23 protein-coding genes and 1 tRNA gene are annotated in these 23221 nt (G+C 68.3%); 13 read left to right on the top strand and 11 right to left on the bottom strand.

Going from position 1 to position 23221, the window contains the following annotated elements:
• The first annotated feature begins 3 nt into the window (after positions 1 to 3).
• The 6 genes from LZ686_RS14645 to LZ686_RS14620 all read left to right on the top strand — a co-directional run bounded on the left by LZ686_RS14645 (position 4) and on the right by LZ686_RS14620 (position 6112).
• On the top strand, positions 4 to 1521 hold the full coding sequence (locus LZ686_RS14645) for a tripartite tricarboxylate transporter permease (protein WP_045982029.1): 1518 nt from the start codon (positions 4 to 6) through the stop codon (positions 1519 to 1521).
• 135 nt (positions 1522 to 1656) lie between these two features.
• The gene (locus LZ686_RS14640; RefSeq protein ID WP_157020456.1) at positions 1657 to 1818 is read left to right on the top strand and encodes a hypothetical protein; all 162 of its coding nucleotides are present in this window, start codon (positions 1657 to 1659) and stop codon (positions 1816 to 1818) included.
• Between the two features lie 195 nt (positions 1819 to 2013).
• On the top strand, positions 2014 to 3288 hold the full coding sequence (locus LZ686_RS14635; RefSeq protein WP_349548270.1) for a hemolysin family protein: 1275 nt from the start codon (positions 2014 to 2016) through the stop codon (positions 3286 to 3288).
• A gap of 15 nt (positions 3289 to 3303) precedes the next feature.
• Positions 3304 to 3669 (top strand): hypothetical protein, encoded by a 366-nt coding sequence (locus LZ686_RS14630; RefSeq protein ID WP_349548269.1) that lies wholly within the window; start codon positions 3304 to 3306, stop codon positions 3667 to 3669.
• Between the two features lie 72 nt (positions 3670 to 3741).
• Complete coding sequence (locus tag LZ686_RS14625; protein ID WP_045982032.1) at positions 3742 to 3930, top strand: hypothetical protein; 189 nt, start codon at positions 3742 to 3744, stop codon at positions 3928 to 3930.
• 178 nt (positions 3931 to 4108) lie between these two features.
• Positions 4109 to 6112, top strand: coding sequence for a Hint domain-containing protein (locus LZ686_RS14620; protein WP_349548268.1), 2004 nt, complete (start codon positions 4109 to 4111; stop codon positions 6110 to 6112).
• Positions 6113 to 6219: 107 nt separating this feature from the next.
• Here the strand turns inward: LZ686_RS14620 and modC are convergent, their stop codons facing one another.
• From modC to LZ686_RS14595, 5 genes are all read right to left on the bottom strand, one after another.
• Positions 6220 to 7317 carry a molybdenum ABC transporter ATP-binding protein gene (gene modC, locus LZ686_RS14615; RefSeq protein ID WP_349548267.1) on the bottom strand — a complete coding sequence of 366 codons (1098 nt, stop codon included), beginning with the start codon at positions 7315 to 7317 and terminating at the stop codon, positions 6220 to 6222.
• Positions 7314 to 8021 (bottom strand): molybdate ABC transporter permease subunit, encoded by a 708-nt coding sequence (gene modB / locus LZ686_RS14610; protein ID WP_349548266.1) that lies wholly within the window; start codon positions 8019 to 8021, stop codon positions 7314 to 7316. The genes modC and modB overlap by 4 nt, the downstream gene beginning before the upstream one ends.
• Positions 8018 to 8776, bottom strand: a complete 759-nt coding sequence (gene modA, locus LZ686_RS14605; RefSeq protein WP_349548265.1) for a molybdate ABC transporter substrate-binding protein — start codon at positions 8774 to 8776, stop codon at positions 8018 to 8020. Before modA ends, modB begins: the two co-directional genes overlap by 4 nt.
• A 131-nt stretch (positions 8777 to 8907) precedes the next feature.
• Positions 8908 to 8997: transfer RNA gene (locus tag LZ686_RS14600), tRNA-Ser, on the bottom strand.
• Positions 8998 to 9039: 42 nt separating this feature from the next.
• Positions 9040 to 9543, bottom strand: a complete 504-nt coding sequence (locus LZ686_RS14595) for a hypothetical protein (protein ID WP_349548264.1) — start codon at positions 9541 to 9543, stop codon at positions 9040 to 9042.
• 119 nt (positions 9544 to 9662) lie between these two features.
• Here LZ686_RS14595 and LZ686_RS14590 point away from each other — a divergent pair, with 119 nt between their 5' ends.
• A complete protein-coding gene (locus LZ686_RS14590) occupies positions 9663 to 10073 on the top strand; it encodes a SufE family protein (protein ID WP_045982037.1) in 411 nt (136 codons plus the stop codon).
• Here the strand turns inward: LZ686_RS14590 and mnmA are convergent.
• Positions 10045 to 11214, bottom strand: a complete 1170-nt coding sequence (gene mnmA / locus LZ686_RS14585) for a tRNA 2-thiouridine(34) synthase MnmA (protein ID WP_217844701.1) — start codon at positions 11212 to 11214, stop codon at positions 10045 to 10047. The two genes, LZ686_RS14590 and mnmA, sit on opposite strands and share 29 nt — an antisense overlap.
• A 177-nt stretch (positions 11215 to 11391) precedes the next feature.
• On the opposite strand from mnmA, the gene sciP reads away from it, so the two are divergent.
• From sciP to recG, 4 genes are all read left to right on the top strand, one after another.
• Positions 11392 to 11667, top strand: coding sequence for a CtrA inhibitor SciP (gene sciP, locus LZ686_RS14580; RefSeq protein WP_042249233.1), 276 nt, complete (start codon positions 11392 to 11394; stop codon positions 11665 to 11667).
• Between the two features lie 99 nt (positions 11668 to 11766).
• A complete protein-coding gene (gene ctrA / locus LZ686_RS14575) occupies positions 11767 to 12477 on the top strand; it encodes a response regulator transcription factor CtrA (protein ID WP_042249236.1) in 711 nt (236 codons plus the stop codon).
• A gap of 75 nt (positions 12478 to 12552) precedes the next feature.
• Entirely contained in the window at positions 12553 to 14742 is a 2190-nt protein-coding gene (gene ligA, locus LZ686_RS14570; protein WP_502922016.1) for an NAD-dependent DNA ligase LigA, read from the top strand.
• Complete coding sequence (gene recG, locus LZ686_RS14565) at positions 14715 to 16835, top strand: ATP-dependent DNA helicase RecG (RefSeq protein WP_347918204.1); 2121 nt, start codon at positions 14715 to 14717, stop codon at positions 16833 to 16835. The genes ligA and recG overlap by 28 nt, the downstream gene beginning before the upstream one ends.
• Positions 16836 to 17108: 273 nt before the next feature.
• Here recG and LZ686_RS14560 read toward each other — a convergent pair whose 3' ends face one another.
• Positions 17109 to 17546 (bottom strand): iron-sulfur cluster assembly scaffold protein, encoded by a 438-nt coding sequence (locus LZ686_RS14560; protein WP_045982039.1) that lies wholly within the window; start codon positions 17544 to 17546, stop codon positions 17109 to 17111.
• 72 nt (positions 17547 to 17618) lie between these two features.
• Between LZ686_RS14560 and hisI the strand changes: the two genes are divergently transcribed.
• Positions 17619 to 17975, top strand: coding sequence for a phosphoribosyl-AMP cyclohydrolase (gene hisI, locus LZ686_RS14555; protein WP_127898056.1), 357 nt, complete (start codon positions 17619 to 17621; stop codon positions 17973 to 17975).
• Here the strand turns inward: hisI and gluQRS are convergent.
• The 3 genes from gluQRS to LZ686_RS14540 form a co-directional block, all read right to left on the bottom strand.
• On the bottom strand, positions 17972 to 18796 hold the full coding sequence (gene gluQRS / locus LZ686_RS14550; protein WP_349548263.1) for a tRNA glutamyl-Q(34) synthetase GluQRS: 825 nt from the start codon (positions 18794 to 18796) through the stop codon (positions 17972 to 17974). The two genes, hisI and gluQRS, sit on opposite strands and share 4 nt — an antisense overlap.
• Complete coding sequence (trmFO, locus tag LZ686_RS14545) at positions 18778 to 20115, bottom strand: methylenetetrahydrofolate--tRNA-(uracil(54)-C(5))-methyltransferase (FADH(2)-oxidizing) TrmFO (RefSeq protein WP_045982042.1); 1338 nt, start codon at positions 20113 to 20115, stop codon at positions 18778 to 18780. Before trmFO ends, gluQRS begins: the two co-directional genes overlap by 19 nt.
• A gap of 101 nt (positions 20116 to 20216) precedes the next feature.
• Entirely contained in the window at positions 20217 to 20846 is a 630-nt protein-coding gene (locus LZ686_RS14540) for a 50S ribosomal protein L25/general stress protein Ctc (protein WP_349548262.1), read from the bottom strand.
• 209 nt (positions 20847 to 21055) lie between these two features.
• Between LZ686_RS14540 and LZ686_RS14535 the strand changes: the two genes are divergently transcribed.
• Positions 21056 to 22015, top strand: coding sequence for an acyltransferase family protein (locus LZ686_RS14535; RefSeq protein ID WP_349548261.1), 960 nt, complete (start codon positions 21056 to 21058; stop codon positions 22013 to 22015).
• Here the strand turns inward: LZ686_RS14535 and LZ686_RS14530 are convergent.
• Entirely contained in the window at positions 22012 to 23190 is a 1179-nt protein-coding gene (locus tag LZ686_RS14530) for an alpha-hydroxy acid oxidase (RefSeq protein ID WP_349548260.1), read from the bottom strand. The two genes, LZ686_RS14535 and LZ686_RS14530, sit on opposite strands and share 4 nt — an antisense overlap.
• Positions 23191 to 23221 lie beyond the last annotated feature (31 nt).

Genomic DNA, 23221 nt, shown 5'->3' with positions numbered 1-23221 from the left:
GGCATGGACACGTTCGGATACCTGTTCCAGGGCCTGATGGTCGCGACCGACCCGATGATCCTGCTCTACGCGCTGATCGGCGTGACCGTGGGCACCGCCGTGGGCGTGCTGCCCGGCATCGGGCCCGCGCTGACCGTGGCGCTGCTGCTGCCGGTGACCTACGGGCTGGACCCGGCCGGGTCGCTGGTCATGTTCGCGGGCATCTATTACGGCGGCATGTATGGCGGATCGACCACGTCGATCCTGCTGAACACGCCGGGCGAAAGCGCCTCCATCGTGACCGCGCTGGAGGGCAACAAGATGGCCCGCGCCGGACGCGGCGGGCCGGCGCTGGCCACCGCCGCCATCGGGTCCTTCGTCGCGGGGCTGGTCGCGACGCTGCTTCTGGCCTTCGTCGCGCCGACCGTGGTCAAGCTGGCCCTGACCTTCGGCCCGCGCGAGTATTTCGCGCTGATGGTGCTGGCCTTCGTCACCGTGTCGTCTGCCTTTGGCGACAGTGCGCGCAAGGGGCTGATATCGCTGTTCATCGGCCTGGCGCTGGCCCTAGTCGGCATCGACCAGCTTACTGGTCAGGCGCGGCTGGACTTTGGCGTCCCGCAGCTGCTGGACGGGATCGAGGTCACGACCCTGGCCGTGGCGCTGTTCGCCGTGGGCGAGGCGATGATCGTCGCCGCCAACCGTCATGGCGTCGAGGACAAGGTGACGGCGGTCAAGGGATCGGTCTGGATGACGCGCGAGGACTGGAAGCGGTCCTGGAAGCCCTGGCTGCGCGGCACCTTCATCGGCTTTCCCATCGGCGCCATGCCCGCGGGCGGTGCCGACATCGCCACCTTCCTGTCCTATGCCGCCGAAAAACGCGCCGCCAAGCGCCCCGAGGAGTTCGGCCACGGCGCCATCGAGGGCGTCGCCGGGCCCGAGGCCGCGAACAATGCCAGCGCCGCGGGCACGCTGGTCCCGCTGCTGACGTTGGGCCTGCCGACCACCGCCACCGCGGCGATCATGCTGGCCGGGTTCCAGCAGTTCGGCCTGCAGCCCGGACCGCTGCTGTTCGCGACCAACCCGGACCTGGTCTGGGGGCTGATCGCGTCGCTGCTGATCGCCAACGTGATGCTGGTGATCCTGAACCTGCCGCTGATCGGACTGTGGGTGCGCCTGCTGACCATCCCGCGGCCGTGGCTTTACGCGGGCATCCTGTGCTTTGCCACGTTGGGCACGATCGGCGCCAACCCGTCCCCGATCGAGCTGTCGATGCTGCTGATCTTTGGCGTCATGGGCTATCTGATGCGCCTCTACGGCTATCCCATCGCGCCGGTGGTCGTGGGGCTGATCCTGGGCCCGATGGCCGAACAGCAACTGCGCCGCGCGCTGTCGATCAGCCAAGGCGACGTGATGACGCTGGTCTCGACCCCGGTGTCCGCGGGGCTGATCGCGGTCGCGGCCTTTGCGCTGATCGTGCCGATGATCATGCGGGCCCGCGGCAAGGGTCAGGTCCTCAGCCAGATGGCATCGGACGAGGATTGACGCGAAACCCCGGCCCGGTGACGGGCCGGGGTCATGCACCCGGCGCAAGGCTGGGTTGATCGGATGCTGCATTGCAGAAACGGGGGTCGGACCCGATATCTCTGCTGTCACCTGATGACGGAAAGAGAGACCGAAATGACCACCCTGCGCAATGCCTGGAACCGCCTTCTGTCCGCGATGGACACTCTGGGTGCCAGCCTCGAGGCGGCCCGCGCCGTCCGCGCCCATCGCCGTCCCGCCGATGCCAGCCTGAAGCAGCTGGGCATCCGCCGCGACAGCTTTCCGACCCATATCTGATCGCGGCCCCGGCCCGATCCGCCACCCGGCGCGCCGCCCCCCGCGGCGCGTCTTCGTGTTTCCGGGCGACGGCGGCGGAAAACCGACGATTGCGTGAACGGACGCGGAAAGGTGCTGGTCCGATGGGGGGCTGTCGCCTATCGTGGCGGTCCAGGACGGCCATGACGCCGCCTTTCATCAGCTGACGAAAGTCCCATGCTCCTCGAAATCGCCATCGTCCTGCTGTTGACCCTGTTCAACGGCGTTCTTGCCATGTCCGAACTTGCCATCGTCTCTGCCCGGCCCGCCCGGCTCAAGACCATGGCCCAGCAGGGCAGCCGGGGGGCCGCGACCGCGCTGGACCTGGCCGCCGATCCGGGCCGGTTCCTGTCCAGCGTCCAGATCGGCATCACGCTGGTGGGCGTGCTGTCGGGCGCCTTCTCGGGCGCGACACTGGGCACGCGCCTGGCCACCGCCCTGGTCGCGGGGGGCATGCAGCCCGCGTTGGCCCATACGCTGGCCGTGGGCGGCGTGGTCGTCGCCATCACCTATCTGTCGCTGATCGTCGGGGAACTGGTCCCCAAGCAGATCGCCCTGCGCGCCCCCGAGGCCGTGGCCGCGCGCATCGCGCCGCTGATCCGGATGATCTCGCGCATCGCGGCGCCGGTGGTCTGGGTGCTGGACCGGTCGGGGCGGGTGCTGCTGGCCCTGCTGGGCCAATCGGGCAAGGCCGAGAGCAGCATGTCCGACGAGGAGATCAAGGTCATGTTGGCCGAGGCGCACAACGCCGGCGTCATCGCCCCGGCCGAGAACGAGATGATCGCCGGCGTCATGCGCATCGCCGACCGCACCGCGCGCGGCCTGATGACCCCGCGCCACGAGGTGCTGATCGCCGACGCGAACGCCACCCCCGACGATCTGGCGCAGGTCTTCCGCACCGGCCACCGCTCTCGCATCCTGCTGCGGGACGGGGCCGATGACGACATCGTCGGCGTCATCCATGCCCGCGACCTGATCCGACTGCAGGCCGATCCCGCCGCCGACCCGCGCGCGCTGATTCAGGTGGTGCCCGTCGTGCGCGACGGTCTGCCGGCGCTGAACGTGATCGAGCAGCTGAAATCCTCGCCCGCGCACATGCTGCTGGTCTTTGACGAATACGGGCATTTCGAGGGTGTGATCACCGCAATGGACGTGCTGGAAGCCATCGCCGGCGACTTCCCCGACCCCGGAGAGGACGAGCCCAAGGCCGTCCGGCGCGACGATGGCAGCTGGCTGATCGCGGGCTGGATGCCGGTGGACGAGTTCTCCGACCTGCTGGGCGTCCCGTTGCCCGAGGATCGCGATTACGAATCCGTGGCCGGCCTGGTTCTTGACCTTGCGGGCGTCCTGCCCGAGGTGGGCGCCCACGTGACCCTGTCGCCCTGGCGGATCGAGGTGGTGGACCTGGACGGCCGCCGCATCGACAAGCTGCTGGTCGCCCGCATCGACTGAGGAACGCCAGAACCGATGTCCGCCCCGCCGAACGCCGCATCCCATAACAGCCTCAGGACCGTTGTCCTGAGGCTGTGGGCCGTCTGCGCGGTCCTGCTGCTGGTCGCGGCGGTTGCGGTTTCCCATCCGGCCTGGCAACGGCAGGTGCCGCATCTGTCTGGCGACCGCCTGTCACAGCTCGGCCTGCCCGCGACCGTCGCGCTGGTCGACCGTCAGGGCGTGCCGGTGGTGCCGTCACCCGCCGCGGGGGCCGATCCGGAACCGTTTTCGCCGCCGCCCCCGCGTGCGCCCGTCAGGCTGGTCCTGCCGCAGGCACGCCGCGCCGCACCCCCGCGGCCTGTCCGGCGGACGCGCAGGCCCCGCGCGCCGCCACGCCCCTGAAACAATGACGATCTGAACGGACACCGCCCCGGCGGGCGGTTCGTCGCGACCTCATTCTTTCAGGACATCCAGATGACAGAGATGAACCAAGACCGGGCGGCCACGCCCCCGGCACCGACCGACATGGACGCGCAACCCGGCCCGGTCGATGACTGGCGCCTGGTGCAACCCCCGACCACGCCGCACAGCGTCCTGCTGCACTGGGCGATCTTCGCGCTGGTGTTCGGCGGGGTGATCGGTGCCCTCGTGCTGATCTACTGACCGGCGCGGCATGGCGCGGCGGGGCCGTGCCATGCCCGTGGCCTGTAGAAAAGGACAACTCTCAATTGGGCAGCGTTTTGGACTAAACCGACATAAGTCAGCGGGTGCGAATCGCCGGGCAGAAGCCCTCAGCGACCCGCGGCATGTGATGTAACCAGCGACATTGTGAGGACTATCCATGGCCGCAGATCTTCCCGGAACCACGGGTGACGACACGATCGTGGGCACCGCCGAGGGCGACACGATCAACGGCGGCCCGGGCAATGACACCATCGACGGCGGTCCCGGAAATGACACCGTCAACGGTGGCGAGGGCGCCGACCATCTGACCTGGAACGGGTCGGCCGAGGGCGGTGAGCACGACACGTATATCGGTGGCGACGGGCATGTGCCCGTCTTCGACGGTTCCTATGTCATCGGCATGACGGGGTCCGAGAATTACACCTTCGATCCCTACAACCACAACGGCGGCGACACGCTGAGCCTGAACCCGGACAGCGACGCCGACATGACGGTCACCTATTCCTCGACCGAGGCAGGGACCGCGACCGATTCCAACGGCAACACCATCGAATTCCAGGGAATCGAGCGGGTGTACCTGGGCGACGGCAACCACAATGTCGACGCCTCGAATGCCGACATCCTGTATGTCGACGGCCCGACGCACACGGTCGGCATGCGCCTTTATTCCGGCAACGGCAATGACACGATCCTCGGCAGCTCGGGCACGGACTACATCCAGAGCGGCGGCGGCAACGACATCGTCCATGGCGGCGACGGCAACGACGTGATCGAGACCGGCGGCGGCGACGACGTCGCCTATGGCGGGGACGGTGACGACGGCTATCGTTGGGGCAACGGCGGCAGCGACGCGCCGATCGGGAACGACCTGTACGACGGCGAAGGGGGGTACAACACCCTGAACGCTTGGCAGTCCGCCCCGTCGGAGCCCACCGAATCCGCGCCCGGCGTGCATGTCGTGCTGGACAGCTCCAGCTCGGGCGACATCGACGCCCTGGGCGGTGTGGACGGGCATCTGCGGTTCCTGAACATGCAGAACCTGCGGACCGGCGGCGGTCATGACGTGATCGACGGATCGGCTGCAGGCGTCGACGGATACCGCGTCTTTGCCGACGCGGGCGACGACATGATCATCGGCAGCGACGGCAACGATGTCCTGGAAGGAGGGTGGGGCGCCGATACCATCATCGGCGGCCTTGGCAACGACGAGATCTCGATGAACGGCGATCTGTTCGCCGCCGTCAGCCGTCCCGATGCCGAGGTCGACACGCTGGTCCTGACCGACGGCTTTGGCCATGACACGATCCGCGGGTTCGGGTTCGGGGACGAGCTGGACAGCGAGGGCAACCCCGCCGCCGCGGACGTGCTGGACCTCAGCGGCCTGCATGATGCCGATGGCAACCCGATCGACCTGTCAGACGTCAAGATCCGCGCCGATGTGGACGAGTGGGACAACAAGTACGCCGTCATCTCCTTCCCGAACGGGGAAGAGCTGTGGATGCGCGACGTCGATCCCGACAGCCTGACGCCGTCGCGCCTGAACGGGATGGGCATTCCCTGCTTCTGCGCGGGCACGATGATCCGCACCCCCGATGGCGACGTCGCGGTCGAGGACCTGCGCGTGGGCGACCTGGTCGAGACCCGCGACAACGGCGCCCGTCCGATCCGCTGGATCGGGGGGCGCGCGCTGGACCGCGTCGATCTGACCATGGTTCCCAAGCTGCGTCCGATCCGCATCCGCGCGGGCGCCCTGGGGCAGGATCTGCCAAGCCGCGACCTGATGGTGTCGCCGCAGCATCGCGTGCTGGTCCGGTCGGCCATCGCGCAGCGCATGTTCGGCACGACCGAGGTTCTGGTCGCCGCACGTCAGCTGACCGCGCTGGACGGCGTCGACGAGGTCGCGGTGGACTCGGTCCAGTACTATCACATCCTGTTCGCCCGCCACGAGATCGTCTTCTCGAACGACGCGCAGACCGAGTCGCTGTATACCGGGCCCCAGGCGATGAAGTCCTTGGGCCAGGCCGCGCAGGACGAGATCTTCACGCTGTTCCCCGAACTGCGTGCTGGCCCGTCGGAACCCGCACGGCCCTTCGTGCCCGGCGGCAAGGCCCAGAAGATGGTTCAGCGCCACCGCCGCAACGGCAAGACGCTGGTCTGCTGACCAGGACCAAGCGTTCGCGGCCACTGCATCCGAAGGCATGCCACCTTCGGTTGCGGTGGCCGGTCATTTCGGCGTCGGCCATCAAATTTCTGCATCCGAAGATGCGGTCACGTCGCGGGCGGGACAGTGTGCAATGCGCCGATGTCACCGGCGGCCACCGCCACGGTCTTCAGGATCGCGTGGCAGGGCTGCCCCGGCGCAAGACCCATCGCGGCGACGGAGCGGCGCGTCAGGCGGGCCGTCAGCGTGTCGGACCCGACGGTCAGGACGACCTGCGCGTTCGGTCCTTCCTCGGTCGTGATCGCGGCGATGCGGCCCGCCAGGATGTTCAGCGCCGACAGGCCCTGCGGCCGATCCCGTGACAGGATGACGTCGCGTGCCCCCACGCGCAGGCGCACATGCGTGCCGGGCGGGGCATCCAGGCGGGCGACGAAGACCGGACCCGCCCCCGTCTGCAGCCGTGTCAGCCCGTCTGCATCATGGCCGGCGACGCGCGCGGTCAGGACCGATGCCGTGTCCGCACCGACCGCGCCCGCATCGCCCAAGACCTGCGCCGGCGGCCCGATGGCCGCGATTCGCCCGGCCCGCAGCGCCACGACGGTGGTGGCCAGCCGCGCGACCTCGGCGCTGGAATGGCTGACATAGAGGATCGGCACGCCGGCCTCGTCGCGCAGGCGTTCGAAATAGGGCAGGATCTCGGCCTTGCGGGCCTCGTCCAGGGCGGCCAGCGGCTCGTCCGCCAGGATCAGGCGCGGGGCGGCCAGCAGGGCGCGCCCGATGGCCACGCGGCTGCGCTCTCCGCCGGACAGGGTTCCGGGACGGCGGGCCAGCAAGGGGCCGATGCCCAGCATCTGCACCACGCGATCCAGATCAGGCGCGGTGGCGTCGCGCGGCGCGAACCACCGGCCATAGAGCAGGTTCTGGCGGACCGACAGATGCGGGAACAACCGCCCTTCCTGGAAGACATAGCCAAGGCGGCGGCGGTGGGGGGGCAGGTGGCGCCGAAGGGCGCTGTCGGTCAGGACCCAGTCATCGACCGCGATCCGCCCCGCATCCGGTCGCAGCAGGCCCGCGACCGCGTTCACGACCGTGGTCTTGCCCGAACCGGATGGCCCGAACAGCACCGTCAGCCCCGGGGGGGCGTCGAACGCCACGTCCAGGTCGAACCCGGCAAACCGGTGGGTCAGGCGGACCTGCAGCGTCATGCGCCCGCCACCCGCCGCGCGACGCGGCGCGCCAGAACCTCTGACAGCAGCAGCGCGGTCATGGCAATGGTGATCGACACCAGGACCAGGCGCCCCGCCGCCGCCTCTCCACCCGGCGCCTGCAGCAGGGCATAGATCGCCGAGGGGACGGTCTGGGTCTGGCCGGGGATGTTCGACACGAAGGTGATGGTCGCCCCGAATTCACCGATCGCCTTGGCAAAGGCCAGGATCGATCCGGCCAGCACGCCGGGCAGGATCAGGGGCAGGGTCACCGTGGCGAACACCCAGGCCGGGCTGGCGCCAAGCGTGCCCGCCGCGGCCTCCAGCCGGGGATCGACGGCCTCTATCGCCAGGCGGATGGCACGCACCATCAGCGGAAAGGCCATGATCGCGGCCGCCAGCGCCGCCCCGGTCCAGCGGAACGAGAAGATGATGCCCACCGTCTCCAGCCATTGCCCGACGCTGCCCCGCCGCCCGAAGGTGACCAGCAGCAGATAGCCCGTGACCACCGGCGGCAGGATCAGCGGCAGGTGGACGATGCCGTTCAGGATCTGCTTGCCGGGAAAGGACCAGCGCGCCAGCGCATAGGCGGTCAGGATGCCCAATGGCAGGCTGACCAGCGTGGCGACCAGCCCGACCCACAGCGACAGGCGCACCGCCTGCCATTCGGTCGGTCCCAGCCAGGAGGTGACGGCGTCGGTCATTTCAGGGTCGTGAAGCCGTACTCTGTCCAGACCGCCCGTGCCGCGTCCGACGACAGATAGTCCAGAAAGGCCTGCGCCTGATCATTGTCCGACTGCGCGGTGATGGCGGCGGGATAGACGATCGGGTCGTGGCTGTCGGCGGGAAAGGTGCCCAGGATGGTCACGTCGTCCTGCGCGGCGGCGTCCGTGGCATAAGTGATGCCCAGGGGCGCCTCTCCGCGCGCGACGAAGGTCAGGGCGCTGCGCACGTTGTCCGATTGCGCGACCATGGGCGCCACCGCGTCCCATAACCCCAGATGGGTCAGCGCGGCCTTGCCATAGATGCCCGCCGGGACGCTGTCGACCATCGCCATGGACAGCCGCCCCCCGTCCAGCATCGCCGTCAGGTCCAGCGTCGTGTCGATGATCACCGGGGCCGCGTCGCCATGCGCGATCAGCACCAGGCTGTTGCCCAGCAGGTCGCGACGCGTGTCGGGACGGATGTCCTCCGAGGCCTGCACCGCGTCCATCCACTCCTCGCTGGCCGAGATGAAGATGTCCGCGGGCGCGCCCTGCTGGATCTGGCGGGCCAGAGCGGACGATCCGGCATAGGACATCACGGCCGTCCGGCCGGTCTCTTCGCTCCATTGGGCCGCAATGCGGTCCAGCGCGTCGGTCAGGCTGGCGGCGGCAAAGACGGTCACATCATCGGCCAGCGCGGGAGACGCGATCAGCGCCACGCAAGCGGCAAGGGCAAGGCGATCCGGGCCGGGCATGGCAATCTCCATCGGTGATATGTCCGGGTGGATATAACGCAACGAAGGGCGGACCTGGCAAGCGCTATTTTCCGGCGGACATATCGACGCGCGGGGCGGGTCAGGGTGCGGACGATCAGGTGAGTTGGGGATGGCGGAGGCGGTGGGATTCGAACCCACGGTGGACTTTCACCCACGTCGGTTTTCAAGACCGGTGCATTTAACCACTCTGCCACGCCTCCGACCGCTGCGGACTAGCGCGGCGCGGGCGTTTGCGCAAGCCTTCAGCGGGTCAGGGTGATTACGCGGTCGCCGCCCTCGACCTGGATCGCGGACAGGCGCGACAGACGCAGGAAGCTGATCGGCAGCGCCACCGTGATCGTGTCCGTGACGGGATTTGCGGGCAGGGCCGCCGCGGGGTTGTCCGCGACCGGAGGCGAGGCCACGAAGCGCAAGCGCAGGACGCCGTCAGAGTCGGGCTGCAGCTGGTCGCCGGACCGCGGCACCGACCGGACCAAGGCGGCCGAGTGATAGCCCTTGACCGGGGCAAAGCCGCGCAGCACCAGCAGGCGGCCGTCGCTGAGCGGTTGCCATTCGGCACCCAGGATCTGCGGCACCGGGGGGCGTTCGTCCTGGGCCGTGGGATAGCCGCCTTCCGGGGCCAGGGTTTCGGGGGTCGACGCACCCGCGCCACGCCAGCCAAGCGGGTTCCAGCCGCTGTCGCCGAACCGCCCGCAGCCGGACAGGATCAGGGCGCCGATCAGCAGCGGCAGGGTAAGTCTGGTCATGGCATGTCCCCTTGGCGGTCCTTGGCCCCGTGATAGGCGATCCGGGCCGCGCCGAAAAGCCTCTTTGACCTGACCGCCGCGGCGCGCTAGGCCATGACCCCTGATATCAGGAGAGACCCATGGCCACCCCCGCCTTCGAGGACATCGCCGAAACCTTCGACTTTCTGGACGATTGGGAAGACCGCTATCGTCACCTGATCGAAATGGGCAAGGCCTTGCCGCCCATGGACTCCGCGGTGCAGGTCCCGGCCACCAAGGTCGACGGCTGTGCCAGCCAGGTCTGGATCCTGCCGCGGATCGAGGGGCGCAGCTTTGACTTTCAGGGCGACAGCGATGCGCTGATCGTGCGCGGCCTGATCGCGGTGCTGCACGCGCTGTATGCCGGGCTGCCGGTGGACCAGGTCGAGGCGGTGGACGCCCAAGCCGCGCTGGCGCGCCTTGGGCTGGACGAACACCTGTCGGCGCAACGATCGAACGGCGTGCGCGCGATGATCGCCCGGATCAGGCAGCTGGCCGCCGACGCAGGCTGATCCAGCCGCCGCCCAGGACGCGCGTGCCCTCGGCCTCGTAGAAGACGCAGGCCTGGCCGGGGCTGACGCCGTCCTCGGGGTCCAGAAGTTCGACCTCGGCACGGCGGCCGGGCAGGGGGCGCAGGATCGCGGGCCGCGGCGGGCGGGTGGACCGAATGCGGACCAGGCAGGCGATCTCTCCCTCGAAGGGCTGATCGCCCAGCCAGTTCACCTCGGTTACGGCGATGGTGCGCGTCGACAGCGCCTCGCGCGGGCCGACGACGACGCGGCGCGTCTCCGGCTCCAGCCGCAGCACATAGAGCGGGCTGCCGCCGCCGATGCCCAACCCGCGCCGCTGTCCGATCGTATAGTGGATCACCCCGCGATGGGTGCCCAGAACGGTGCCCTGCTGGTCGACGATCTCGCCGGGATCTGCGGCACCCGGGCGCAGCTTCTCGATCACCGCGGCATAGTCGCCGTTGGGGACAAAGCAGATATCCTGGCTGTCGGGCTTGTCTGCGACGGACAGGCCGTAATCGGCGGCCAGGGCGCGCGTCTCGGCCTTGCTGACCAGATGGCCCAAGGGAAAGCGCAGGAAATTCAGCTGTTCCTGGGTGGTCGAGAACAGGAAATAGCTCTGATCGCGGTTCGGGTCGGCCGCCATGTGCAGTTCGGCGCGATGCGCGCCGTCCTTGCGCTGGATGTAATGGCCGGTCGCCATGCAGTCGGCATCCAGGTCGCGCGCGGTTTCCAGCAGGTCGCGGAACTTGACCCGCTCGTTACAGCGGATGCAGGGAACGGGCGTCGCGCCGGCCAGATAGGCATCGGCGAATTCGTCGATGACCGATTCGCGGAACTTGTTCTCGTAATCCAGGACATAATGGGGAAAGCCCATGCGTTCGGCCACGCGACGGGCATCGTGGATGTCCTGGCCCGCGCAGCACGCGCCTTTCTTGGCCAGTGCCGCGCCGTGATCGTACAGCTGCAGCGTGACCCCGATGACGTCATAGCCCTCGGATTTCAGCTGCGCCGCGACGACGGAACTGTCCACGCCCCCCGACATCGCCACCACGACACGCGTCTGCGCAGGGGATTTTGCGAAACCAAGGCTGTTCAGTTCGGTCGCGGGCGCATCGGCACGCAGGGCAGCGGTCAGGGTCATGGATGATCTTTCGGCCCGCCAGGGGCGGTGCTGGTCGGGCGGCAAAGGGATTTGCGTCAAAATATAGGCAAATTGGTCGGATTCTCAACCCCGGCCGGGGTCGAAATCCCGATCAGGCTAACCGCGCCTTAAGTGCTTTCGACCAGAACTTGCAGAACGTGACGGAAGGACGCTGCAATGTTCGTGAAAAAGACCACAGGCCCGCGGATCGTGACACTGGCGGATGGGCGCATCCTCAGCGTGGCGGATTTGCCGATGGCCGACACCAGATGGGTCGCCAGCCGCAAGCAGACGGTCGTGCTGGCGGTGTCGCACGGGCTGATCAGCCGCGACGACGCACTGCGCCGCTATGGCCTGTCGGAGGAGGAGTTCGACGGCTGGTGCACCGCGGTCGCGCGCCACGGAAAGGCGGCCTTGAAGGTGACGGCGCTTCAAAAGTATAGACAACCATAGGGTGCATGACGCAGAAGGAATGCAAGTGGTAACGACATATTAACCTGTTCGTCAGATTGTCGGGACATGACCTTCGGCGAATCGGGGAAAGACCAAGCCATGCGAATCCTTCTGGTAGAAGACGACCCAAGCACTGCACGGGCGATCGAACTGATGCTGACGGCGGCCAGCTACAACGTGTTCCTGACCGACATGGGCGAGGAGGGGATCGATCTGGCCAAGCTGTACGATTACGATCTGATCCTGCTGGATCTGGACCTGCCCGACATGCATGGGATGGAGGTCCTGCGCCATCTGCGCCTGGCCCGCATCGACACGCCGATCCTGATCCTGACCGGGTCCGACGACACGGAAAGCAAGCTGCGCGGCTTCGGCTTCGGCGCGGACGATTACATGACCAAGCCCTTCAACCGCGAAGAGCTGCAGGCCCGCATCCAGGCGATCATCCGCCGCTCCAAGGGGCACAGCCAAGCGCTGATCCGGACCGGAGAGATCACCGTCAACCTGGACGCCCGTTCGGTCGAGGTAAAGGGCAAGCCGGTGAACCTGACCGGCAAGGAATACCAGATCCTGGAACTGCTGAGCCTGCGCAAGGGCACGACCTTGACCAAGGAAATGTTCCTGAACCACCTGTACGGCGGCATGGACGAACCTGAACTGAAGATCATCGACGTGTTCATCTGCAAGCTGCGCAAGAAGCTGTCCGAGGCCTTGGGCGGTGAGAGCCATATCGAGACGGTCTGGGGCCGCGGCTATGTCCTGCGCGATCCAGGTCCGGGGCAGGCGGAACGACTGGCGATCGGGGCCTGATACGGCTTCTGGACGATTGCCTGCCCTTGGGCGATACCCACATCTGAGACGGTCGCGTGTTTCGGCTGGATGCGGATGATGGGGGCGGTGATGGCGCAGGACAAGTCGGTGGGGCAACCGGACCGGAAGATGGATCGCGGTCAGGCCGCGGACCGCATCGCGGATCTGGCGGCGCGGGTCGCCGCCGCGAACCAGGCCTATCACGCCGAGGACGCACCGCAGATATCGGACGCTGAATACGACGCGCTCAAGGCGCAGCTGGCGGCGCTGGAGCGGGACTTTCCCGATCTGGCGCTGCCCGACAGCCCGACCGGTAAGGTCGGCGCCGCCCCGGCCGAGGGCTTCGGCAAGATCGTCCACGCGCAACGCATGATGTCGTTGGGCAATGCCTTTACCGAGGGCGACGTTGCCGACTTCACCACCCGCGTCCGCAGCTTTCTGGGCCTTGCCCCCGACATGCCCCTGGAGGTGACGGCCGAGCCGAAGATCGACGGCCTGTCCCTGTCGCTGCGCTATGAGGGCGGCGTGCTGGTCCATGCCGCGACCCGCGGCGATGGCGTGGTGGGAGAAAACGTGACCGCCAACGCCCGCACGATTTCCGATATCCCCCACCAACTGGAGGGCGACGTCCCCTCCATCCTTGAGGTGCGCGGCGAGGTCTACATGGGGCATGACGACTTTGCGGCGCTGAACGATGCGGGGCGGGTCTTTGCCAATCCGCGCAACGCGGCTGCGGGATCGCTGCGCCAGATCGACCCGGCGGTGACCGCGCGCCGGCCGCTGCGCTTCTTCGCCTATGGCTGGGGGCAGCTGTCCGAACCGCTGGCGCCGACGCAGATGGCCTCCGTGGAGCGGCTGGCCGCCCTGGGGTTCCAAACCAACCCGCTGACGCGCCTGTGCACCGACACCGCGCAGATGATCGCCACCTGGGCCGAGATCGAACAGCAGCGCGCCACCCTGGGCTATGACATCGACGGCGTGGTCTACAAGGTGAACGACCTTGCGTTCCAGGGGCGGCTTGGCTTTCGGTCGACCACGCCCCGATGGGCCTTGGCGCACAAGTTTCCGGCCGAGACCGCCTGGACCCGGCTGGAGCGGATCGAGATCCAGGTCGGTCGCACGGGCGCCCTGTCCCCCGTCGCGCGGCTGGAGCCCGTGACCGTGGGCGGCGTGGTCGTGTCCAACGCGACCCTGCACAACGAGGATTACATCGCCGGGCGGGACAGCTCTGGCGCACCCATCCGTGACGGTCGCGACATCCGTGAGGGTGACTGGGTCAAGATCTATCGCGCCGGCGACGTGATCCCCAAGATCGCCGATGTCGACCTGTCGCGCAGGCCCGCGGACAGCGTGCCCTATGTCTTTCCGTCGCACTGCCCCGAATGCGGGTCCGAGGCGATCCGCGAGCCGGGCGACAGCGTGCGCCGCTGTACCGGCGGCCTGATCTGCCCCGCGCAGGCGGTGGAGAAGCTGAAGCATTTCGTCAGCCGCGCGGCCTTCGACATCGACGGGCTGGGCGCCAAGCAGATCGAGATGTTCTTTGCAGACGATCAGCTGCACATCCGCGAGCCCGCCGACATCTTCACCCTGGCCGATCGCGATGCCCGGAACTTTACCAAGCTGAAGAACCGCGAGGGGTTCGGCGAACGCTCGGCCGAAAAGCTGTTCGCCGCAATCGAGGATCGCCGTGCGATCCCCATGGCCCGGCTGATCTTTGCCCTGGGTATCCGCCATGTGGGCGAGGTCGCGGCCGCGACCCTGGCCCGGCATTTCCACGACTGGCCTGCCTTGATCGCCGCCATCGACGGGGCGGCACGGGAGCCCGCCTTTGCCGCCCCGGACGACAAGGCCCGTCGCGTGGCGTTGGCCGACAGCCCGAACTGGGCCGAGCTGACCGGCATCGACGGCATCGGCGCGGTGCTGGTCGATTCGCTGGTGACGACGTTCGCGCAGCCGACAGAACGCGCCAGCATCGACCGGCTGGCGACCCTTCTGGACATCCGGCCGGTGGATACCGCCAATGCGGTGCAGACCGAGATTTCCGGCAAGACGCTGGTCTTCACCGGCACGCTGGAGCGGATGACCCGTGCCGAGGCCAAGGCGCGGGCCGAGGCGATGGGGGCCAAGGTCGCGGGGTCCGTCAGCGCCAAGACCGACCTGTTGATCGCGGGGCCCGGGGCGGGGTCCAAGGCCACCAAGGCCGAGGCCCTTGGCGTCACCGTCATCGACGAGGACGAATGGCTGCGCATCGCGGGGGCCGGATGACCGCGCCCAAGGGCCGCCCGCCCGCGCTGTTCCCGCTGTTCGCGGCCATCGACACGCTGCCCGGCATCGGCCCCAAGGGGCGCGCCGCGCTGGAACAGATGGGCATCGACAAGCCGCGCGACCTGGTCCTGACGCTGCCGGCCAGCGGCATCACCCGCCGCCGCATCGCGCGCATCGCCGACGCCCGCGCACCCGAGATCGTGACGATCACGGTGACCGTCACACGCCACCATCCGCCCCAGGTCCGCGGCCGCCCGTTCCGGGTGCATTGCACCGACGGAGAGGGCGACCTGACGCTGGTGTTCTTCCGTCCGCGCGACAACTGGATCGAAAGCCAGCTGCCCGTTGGCGCACGTCGCATCCTCAGCGGCAAGCTGGAACTGTTCGACGGGCTGGCCCAGATGGTGCATCCCGACCACATCCTGGCGGATGGCGAGGCGCTGCCGCCGAGCTTCGAACCCGTCTATCCCCTGTCGGCGGGGCTGACACAGAAGGGCATGGCCAAGGCGGTCGATGCCGCGCTGACCCGGCTGCCCCCGGTCGAGGAATGGATCGACCCGCAGCTGATCGCGCAGCGAGGCTGGCCCTCCTTTGCCGATGCGCTGCACCAGGCGCATGCGCCGCAATCGCCCGGCGCGCTGTCGCCCGACAGCCCGGCGCGGGCGCGGCTGGCCTATGACGAATTTCTGGCCCATCAGATGACCTTGGCGCTGGTGCGGCGGGACAAGCGGCGGCTGAAGGGGCGGGCCAGCGCGGGTGACGGCACCCTGCGCGCGCGGGTGCTGCAAAGCCTGCCCTGGCCGCCCACGGGCGCTCAGAGCCGCGCGATCGCCGAGATCGCCGATGACATGGCCAGTGCGCGCCGCATGAACCGCCTGCTGCAGGGCGATGTCGGCGCGGGCAAGACGCTGGTCGCGCTGATGGCTGCCCTGGTCGCGGTCGAGGCCGGGGGCCAGGCCGTGCTGATGGCGCCCACCGAGATCCTGGCCCGCCAGCATGCCCGCGCGCTGGAGCCGCTGGCGCGTGCGGCGGGGGTGCGGCTGGCGGCGCTGACCGGGCGCGACAAGCGCGACCTGCGCGGGCAGATCCTGACCGATCTGGCGGACGGCACCATCGACATCCTGGTCGGCACCCATGCGGTGTTCCAGAAGGACGTGACCTTCCACGACCTGCGCCTGGCCATCATCGACGAACAGCACCGCTTCGGTGTAGCCCAACGGCTGGAGCTGTCGGCCAAGGGCGACGTGCCGCCCGACATGCTGATCATGACCGCGACGCCCATCCCCCGGTCGCTGGCCCTGTCGCAATATGGCGATCTAGACCTGTCGGTGCTGGACGAAAAGCCGCCGGGGCGCCAGCCCATCACCACGGTGATGATCGCGGACACGCGGTTGGACCAGGTCACCGAACGCCTGCGCGCCGCGATGGCGCAGGGCGCGCGTGCCTATTGGGTCTGCCCCCTGGTCGAGGAGAGCGAGGTCACCGACCTGACCGCGGCAGAGGCGCGGTTCACCCATCTGCGCGCGATCTTCGGCGACAGGGTGCGGCTGATCCACGGCCAGATGCCCCCCGACCAGCGCGACGCGGCAATGGCCGATTTCGCCGACGGTACGGCGCAGCTGTTGGTCGCCACCACCGTGATCGAGGTGGGCGTGGACGTGCCCCAGGCCACGATCATGGTGATCGAACGCGCCGAAAGCTTTGGCTTGGCGCAGCTGCACCAGCTGCGGGGTCGGGTCGGGCGCGGGGCAGGGGCCTCGACCTGTCTGCTGATGTATCATGGGCCCTTGAACGAGACCGGCGCCCGCCGCCTGACCACGCTGCGCGACACCGAGGACGGGTTCCGCATCGCGGAGGTCGACCTTGAGATGCGGGGCGCGGGCGATGTGATCGGCACTGCGCAATCGGGCCTGCCGCGGTTCCGCATCGCGGACCTGGAACACCAGGCCGGGCTGATGGCCGTGGCGCGCCAGGACGCACGGTCGCTGCTGGAACGCGACCCGACACTGGAGACCCCGCGGGGGCAGGCGCTGCGGCTGCTGATGTGGCTGATGCAGCAGGATCAGGCGATTCGACTGATCCAGGTGGGCTGACAAGGCGGAATGTTCTTAAAAAGTTCTTTACCGAATCAAGAGAACATGAGAACAAAGAGGCAACAGAGAGGAGTTGCCGTCATGACCAAAGACACCGCCATCGACCTGATCGGGGCCGCCGCGCTCAGCCTGACCACCATTGTCCTGCTGTGGCTGCCCGCCATGCTGCAGGTCTGACCGACTGCCCCGCGACGCAGGGATGGCGCCCCGCCTGTGCGCCATCCGTCCCCAAAGCTCGCGCACCTGGCCGGCCCCGCAGGGGGCCGGCCCTTTTCATGCAGATGCCTTGTCCAGCGCCTCCAGCGTGGCGTCCCAGGCCAGCAGGATCGACGGATGGCGGTTGGGATAGGCGCGCGCGGGCGTCAGCGCCTCGAGGTCGGAAAAGGGCGCGCCGGGGGCGGGGGCATCCTGGGTCAGCATCGCGCGCAGCTGATCGCGCGCCTGCACGATGCCCGCCCGGTCCATGCCGATCACCGCCTGTCCCAGCACGGATGCCGAAGCCTGACCCAGGGCGCAGGCCCGCACCTCCTGCGCGAAATCGCTGATGCGGCCATCGGCCATCGACAGGTGCACCGTCACGGACGATCCGCATTGCGGCGACCGGCGCTGGACGCTGGCCTGCGCGTCGTCCAGCCGGCCCTGATGGGGGATGGCGGTCGTCAACGCGAGGATGCGTCGCGAGTAAAGCTGCATCAGATCGGTTTCGGCCATGCGTCATCCCTTGGGGTTTCATCAGCGCGGGTCGATGAGTAGATAGGGACGGCCATGCCGAAAGGAAACCCGATGTTCGACCCCCTCAGCCTGAAATATGACGCGGCCGGCCTGATCCCCGCCATCGCGCAGGACGCCGCCTCGGGCGAGGTGCTGATGATGGCCTGGATGAACGCCGACGCCGTGGCCCGGACGCTGGAGACCGGGCGCGTGACCTATTGGTCGCGGTCGCGGTCGTCGTTCTGGATCAAGGGCGAAAGCTCGGGCCACGTCCAGGCGCTGGTCGAGATGCGCGTCGATTGCGACCGCGACTGTCTGCTGGTGCTGGTCGACCAGACCGGGCCCGCCTGCCATACGAACCGGCGCAGCTGCTTTTACACCGGCATCCGGGACGGGGCCGAGGTCGTGCTGACCGAACCGATGGTCTAAAGCCCGACCATGCGGCGGATGTCGTCGGGGGACGCGCCGTCCGCCCGGTACTGGCGGATCGCGCGGGCATCGTCGCGTTTCGCCAGCCGCCGCCCCGCCGTGTCGCGGATCAGCCGGTGGTGCAGATAGGCCGGCGTCGGCAGGTCCAGCAGGTGCTGCAGCAGCACGTGGATATGGGTCGACGCGAACAGGTCCATCCCCCGCGTCACCAGCGTGATCCCCTGTGCCGCATCGTCCACGACAACCGCCAGATGATAGGACGTGCCCATCCCCCGTCGCGACAGGACCACGTCGCCGATGCCCGCCAGGAACTGCTGACGGGTCAGGATGTGGCTTTGGCCTTGGTCCGTGAACCCGATGCTGTCCAGCCCAAGCGCGTCGAAGGCGCGACCGGCGTCCAGCCGGATCACGTCGTCGGGGCCGGCATCGCGCAGGTCGCGGTGGCGGCAGGTGCCCGGATAGATCAGGCCATCCGGCCCGGCGGGTAGGGTGCCCTCCTGCGGGGCGGACAGCGCCGCGCGAATATCGCCCCGGCGGCAGCGGCAGGGATAGGTCAGTGGCGCCAGCCGCGCCAGCGCGTCCTGATAGGCCGGCATGCGGTCGGACTGGCGCATGACCGGCTGCGGCCAGTCCAGGCCCAGCCAAGCCAGGTCTTCAAAGATCGCGGCCTCGTATTCCGGACGACAGCGATCACGGTCGATATCCTCGATCCGCATGTGGAAATCCCCCTGCGCCGCCGCGGTCAGGGCCGAAAACGCATGGCCCAGGTGCAGCAGCCCCGTGGGCGACGGCGCGAACCGTGTTACTGGGCGGCCAGCCATGCGTTGAAATCGTCCTTGGCGCGCTGCGTGTAGGCGGGATAGCGGTCCTTGCGGCCGCGGCGACCCGACCGGCTGTCGGGCAGGGGCGGGAACAGGCCAAAGTTCACGTTCATCGGCTGGAAGGTCTTGGCCTCGGCCCCGCCGGTGATGTGGTTGACCAGCGCGCCCATCGCGGTGGTGAAGGGCGGCGGCGCCAGATCGCGCCCCAGGGCCTGGGCTGCGGCCATGCGCCCCGCCAGCAGCCCCATCGCGGCGCTTTCGACGTATCCCTCGACCCCGGTGACCTGCCCGGCAAAGCGCAGGTTCGGCGCCAGGCGCAGGCGCATGCGGTCGTCCAGCAGCGTCGGGGAGTTCAGGAAACTGTTGCGGTGGATGCCGCCAAGCCGGGCAAAGCCGGCATTCTGCAGGCCAGGGATCATCCGGAACACCTGGGTCTGCGCGCCGTATTTCATCTTGGTCTGGAAACCCACGATATTGTACAGCGTGCCCAGCGCGTTGTCGCGGCGCAGCTGGACCACGGCATAGGCCTTTTCCTGAGGCTTGTGGGCATTGGTCAGGCCTACGGGCTTCATCGGACCGTGGCGCAGGGTCTCGCGGCCGCGTTCGGCCATGACCTCGATGGGCAGGCAGCCATCGAAATAGCCCGCGGTCTCGCCCTCGTGGAACTCGGTCTTGTCGGCGGCCAGAAGGGCGTCGATGAAGGCCTCGTATTCGTCGCGGTTCATCGGGCAGTTGATATAGGCCTTCTGCTCGGCCTCCGTCTCGCCCTTGTCATAGCGCGACTGCTCCCAGGCGATCGACATGTCGATCGTGTCGGCATGCACGATGGGCGCAATGGCGTCGAAGAAGGCCAGCGCGTCCGTCCCCGTCACGCCGCGGATCGCCCCGGCCAGCGCGTCCGAGGTCAGCGGCCCCGTCGCCACGATCCAGTTGCCGGTGCCGGGCAGTTCGGTGATCTCTCCGGGAACGATGGTGATCAGCGGCTCCGCCTGCAGCGCGGCGGTGACGGCGGCCGAAAAGGCCTCGCGGTCCACGGCCAGCGCGCCGCCCGCGGGCAGGCGGTGGCGGCCCGCCATCTCCATGATCAGACCGCCGGCGGCCCGCATCTCCCAGTGCAGCTGGCCGACGGCATTCATCACGTCGTCATCGGACCGGAAGCTGTTCGAACAGACCATCTCGGCGCAGTCGCCGGTCTTGTGGGCAAAGGTTTCAACCTGCGGGCGCATCTCGTGCAGCACGACGGGCACGCCCATCCGGGTGATCTGCCAGGCGGCTTCCGATCCGGCAAGGCCGGCACCGATGATGTGGACGGGTTCCATGCGTGTCTCCATGACGGGTGGGCTAGCAAGGCCGTGGCGGAATGGAAAGGGGCGGCGCCGTCGGCACCGCCCCCAGGGTCATGCGACCGATCCGCGCGGGATCACGCCTCGGCGGCTGCCTCGGCGGTGTCGCCGTCCTCTGCATCATCCTCGGCGCGCAGGGCCGACGGTGCGGCCAGGTTCGCGATGACGAAGTCGCGGTCGATCGTCGCCTTGGCGCCGTTCGGCAGCGTGACGTCGCTGATGTGGATGGTGTCGCCGATCTGGCGGCCTTCCAGGTCCACGGTCAGATGATCGGGGATGTCACCCGCGGTCACGACCAGCTCGACCTCGGGACGCACGGTGACCAGGGTGCCGCCGCGCTTGAGGCCGGGGCACTTGTCCTCGTTGATGAACTCGACCGGGATGAACAGGTTCACCTTGGACGTGCGGCGCAGGCGCATGAAGTCGATGTGGATCGGCAGATCCTTGACGACGTCGCGCTGGACGCCGCGGCAGATGACGCGGACATCGTCCTGTCCCTCGACCTGCAGGTTCCACAGCGTGGACATGAAGCGGCCGGCGCGCAGCGTGGTCAGCAGCTTGTTGAAGTCGAACGCGATCGAGACGGGCTCTTTGCCGTCGCCATACACGATACCGGGCACCTTGCCTTCGCGGCGGGTCTGGCGGGCGGCCCCCTTGCCTGACCCCGCGCGTGCCTCGGCCACCAGATTCGGAATCTCTTTGGCCATTTTCTTAATCCTTAACCATGATTGAAGACGCCACCCTCCAAGGGTGCGTGGCGCCAAGCGGTGCCCTTAGCGCAGACCGGCCCGGATGTGAAGTCAGAAATGCCACGCCGCGCGACGCATGCGCGCAGGTGAATTGACTTGCCGGTCCCCCCGGCCCTATGGGCCGACAGGGCCTGCGCGCAAGGCGTGGGCGGGGCTTGGGGGAAGCGGTGGACAAGACGCAGGCGCGGCTGATGTCGGTGGACTATCTGCGGGTGGTGCTGGCCGCCTTCGTGGTCGTCGCGCATTCGGGCCTGGCCCGAGAGACGTTCCGGAGCTGGGGCGATGCGGGCCTGGTCGCGCTGGCCACGGGCAACAGCGTGCTGCGCGTCGCGGTCCCGGTCTTCACGCTGATCGCGGGGTATTTCCTGGCATCGGTGCTGCGGCGGGCGCGGCTGTCGGATTGGGTGGGGCATCTGCTGGTGCTCTATGCCGTCTGGTCGGTGGTCTATCTGCTGTTCCTGTGGCCCTATTACACGAACCGGCCCCTCGGGCTGACTGCAACCGACCTGACGCTTGGCTTCATGCACCTGTGGTTCCTGGAGGGGCTGGCGATCTCCGGCGTGATCCTGGGCGCGATGCGGCTGCTGGGATCGGGGGCCGTGGTCGCGTCGGCGGTCGTGCTGGGGCTGGTGGGGGTCGCGCTGCAATACGCGCGGATGGCGGGACTGTCCGAGATGCCCGTCGAACATTATCGCAACGGCCCCTTCTACCTCTATCCCTATCTGGTGATGGGCTGGTTGATGGCCGTGCATCCGCCGCGCCTGTCGACGGCACTTCTGTGGGCGATGGTCGCGGGGGGGCTGGCCCTGACCATCTGCGAAAGCCTGTACTGGCTGCGCCGTATCGGAGAGGAGCCGCTGCTGGAGATCCCGGTCGGCCACCTGATCCTGTGTCCGGCGCTTCTGCTACTGGTCATGCGGCTGCGGGTGCCCGACACGGCGCTGCCCTTGGGGCGGGCGGCGGCGGGGATCTATGTGCTGCACGTGATCGTTCTGCAGGGGCTGCCGAAGCTGGGGGTGGACCATCCCGGCGTCACGGCGGTCCTGGGGATCGCCTTGCCGTTCCTGCTGGTCTGGGGCGTCAGCCTTGCGGGTCGACGCCACCGCTGGTTGTCGCGCCTGTTCTAGGCCGGCTGGCCGATCTGGTATTCGTCCAGGAAGTCGCGCGGGATCAGCAGATGCTCGGGCCCGATATTGTCCAGGTCGCGTTCGCCGCACAGCGCCATGCTGATGTCCAGCTCCTTGCGGATGATCTCCAGCGCGCGGGTCACGCCGGCCTCTCCCATCGCGCCCAGCCCGTGCAGCCAGGCCCGTCCGATCCAGGTGCCGTGCGCGCCAAGCGCCAGCGCCTTGAGCACGTCCTGACCCGACCGGATGCCGCTGTCCATGTGGACCTCGACCCGGTCGCCCACCGCCTTGACGATGTGGGGCAGCATCCGGATCGACGACAGGGCGCCGTCCAGCTGTCGCCCGCCATGGTTGCTGACGATGATCGCGTCGGCGCCGAAGTCGGCGGCCATGCGCGCGTCGTCGGGGTCCAGGATGCCCTTCAGGATCAGCTTGCCGCCCCACATGTCGCGGATTTTGGCGATCTTGTCCCAGTCCAGGCGTTCGTCGAACTGCTCCGCCGTCCAGCTCATCAAGCTGGAGGTGTCGCCGACGCACTTGGCATGGCCCACGATGTTGCCGAAAAAGCGGCGCTTGGTCTTCAGCATGCCCATGCCCCACCGCCAGCGGGTGGCCAGGTCCAGCACCGTGGGCAGGGTCATCTTGGGCGGCGCGGACAGGCCGTTCTTCAGGTCCTTGTGCCGCTGGCCCAGGATCTGCAGGTCCAGCGTCAGGACCAGCGCGCTGCAGTTGGCGGCCTTGGCGCGGTCGATGATCGCGGCCACGAAATCCTGGTCCTTCATCACGTACAGCTGGAACATGAAGGGCGCGGTCGTGTGCGCGGCCACGTCCTCGATCGAACAGATGGACATGGTGGACAGGCAGAACGGCACACCGAACTTTTCCGCCGCGCGGGCGGCGTGGATCTCTCCGTCGGCGTGCTGCATGCCGGTCATGCCCACCGGGGCCAGCGCCACTGGCATGGTCACGGCCTGACCCGCCATCTGGCGCGACAGGCGGCGGTCGGACATGTCCACGGCCACCTTCTGGCGCAGCTTCAGCCGCGCGAAATCGGTCGTGTTGTCGCGAAAGGTCTGTTCGGTGTAGCTGCCCGATTCCGCGTAATCGTAGAACATCTTGGGCGTGCGGGCGCGGTGCATCCGCTTGAGATCGTCGATGCAGGTGATGACGGGCATGGCATGGCCTTTCGCGAACTGGTAAAAACTT

The sequence above is a fragment of the Paracoccus sp. NFXS7 genome, assembly GCF_040148865.1.
Taxonomy (GTDB): Bacteria; Pseudomonadota; Alphaproteobacteria; order Rhodobacterales; family Rhodobacteraceae; genus Paracoccus; species Paracoccus marcusii.
The sequence above is the reverse complement of the archived record's forward strand: the minus strand, read 5'-3'. Positions and strand labels throughout refer to the sequence as shown.

Excerpts from the sequence above, each read along its gene's own strand:
- LZ686_RS14645 (WP_045982029.1), top strand. The coding sequence starts at position 4 with ATGGACACGTTCGGATACCTGTTCCAGGGCCTGATGGTCGCGACCGAC.
- LZ686_RS14640 (WP_157020456.1), top strand. The coding sequence starts at position 1,657 with ATGACCACCCTGCGCAATGCCTGGAACCGCCTTCTGTCCGCGATGGAC.
- LZ686_RS14635 (WP_349548270.1), top strand. The coding sequence starts at position 2,014 with ATGCTCCTCGAAATCGCCATCGTCCTGCTGTTGACCCTGTTCAACGGC.
- LZ686_RS14630 (WP_349548269.1), top strand. The coding sequence starts at position 3,304 with ATGTCCGCCCCGCCGAACGCCGCATCCCATAACAGCCTCAGGACCGTT.
- LZ686_RS14625 (WP_045982032.1), top strand. The coding sequence starts at position 3,742 with ATGACAGAGATGAACCAAGACCGGGCGGCCACGCCCCCGGCACCGACC.
- LZ686_RS14620 (WP_349548268.1), top strand. The coding sequence starts at position 4,109 with ATGGCCGCAGATCTTCCCGGAACCACGGGTGACGACACGATCGTGGGC.
- modC (WP_349548267.1), bottom strand. The coding sequence starts at position 7,317 with ATGACGCTGCAGGTCCGCCTGACCCACCGGTTTGCCGGGTTCGACCTG.
- modB (WP_349548266.1), bottom strand. The coding sequence starts at position 8,021 with ATGACCGACGCCGTCACCTCCTGGCTGGGACCGACCGAATGGCAGGCG.
- modA (WP_349548265.1), bottom strand. The coding sequence starts at position 8,776 with ATGCCCGGCCCGGATCGCCTTGCCCTTGCCGCTTGCGTGGCGCTGATC.
- LZ686_RS14595 (WP_349548264.1), bottom strand. The coding sequence starts at position 9,543 with ATGACCAGACTTACCCTGCCGCTGCTGATCGGCGCCCTGATCCTGTCC.
- LZ686_RS14590 (WP_045982037.1), top strand. The coding sequence starts at position 9,663 with ATGGCCACCCCCGCCTTCGAGGACATCGCCGAAACCTTCGACTTTCTG.
- mnmA (WP_217844701.1), bottom strand. The coding sequence starts at position 11,214 with ATGACCCTGACCGCTGCCCTGCGTGCCGATGCGCCCGCGACCGAACTG.
- sciP (WP_042249233.1), top strand. The coding sequence starts at position 11,392 with ATGTTCGTGAAAAAGACCACAGGCCCGCGGATCGTGACACTGGCGGAT.
- ctrA (WP_042249236.1), top strand. The coding sequence starts at position 11,767 with ATGCGAATCCTTCTGGTAGAAGACGACCCAAGCACTGCACGGGCGATC.
- ligA (WP_502922016.1), top strand. The coding sequence starts at position 12,553 with ATGATGGGGGCGGTGATGGCGCAGGACAAGTCGGTGGGGCAACCGGAC.
- recG (WP_347918204.1), top strand. The coding sequence starts at position 14,715 with ATGGCTGCGCATCGCGGGGGCCGGATGACCGCGCCCAAGGGCCGCCCG.
- LZ686_RS14560 (WP_045982039.1), bottom strand. The coding sequence starts at position 17,546 with ATGGCCGAAACCGATCTGATGCAGCTTTACTCGCGACGCATCCTCGCG.
- hisI (WP_127898056.1), top strand. The coding sequence starts at position 17,619 with ATGTTCGACCCCCTCAGCCTGAAATATGACGCGGCCGGCCTGATCCCC.
- gluQRS (WP_349548263.1), bottom strand. The coding sequence starts at position 18,796 with ATGGCTGGCCGCCCAGTAACACGGTTCGCGCCGTCGCCCACGGGGCTG.
- trmFO (WP_045982042.1), bottom strand. The coding sequence starts at position 20,115 with ATGGAACCCGTCCACATCATCGGTGCCGGCCTTGCCGGATCGGAAGCC.
- LZ686_RS14540 (WP_349548262.1), bottom strand. The coding sequence starts at position 20,846 with ATGGCCAAAGAGATTCCGAATCTGGTGGCCGAGGCACGCGCGGGGTCA.
- LZ686_RS14530 (WP_349548260.1), bottom strand. The coding sequence starts at position 23,190 with ATGCCCGTCATCACCTGCATCGACGATCTCAAGCGGATGCACCGCGCC.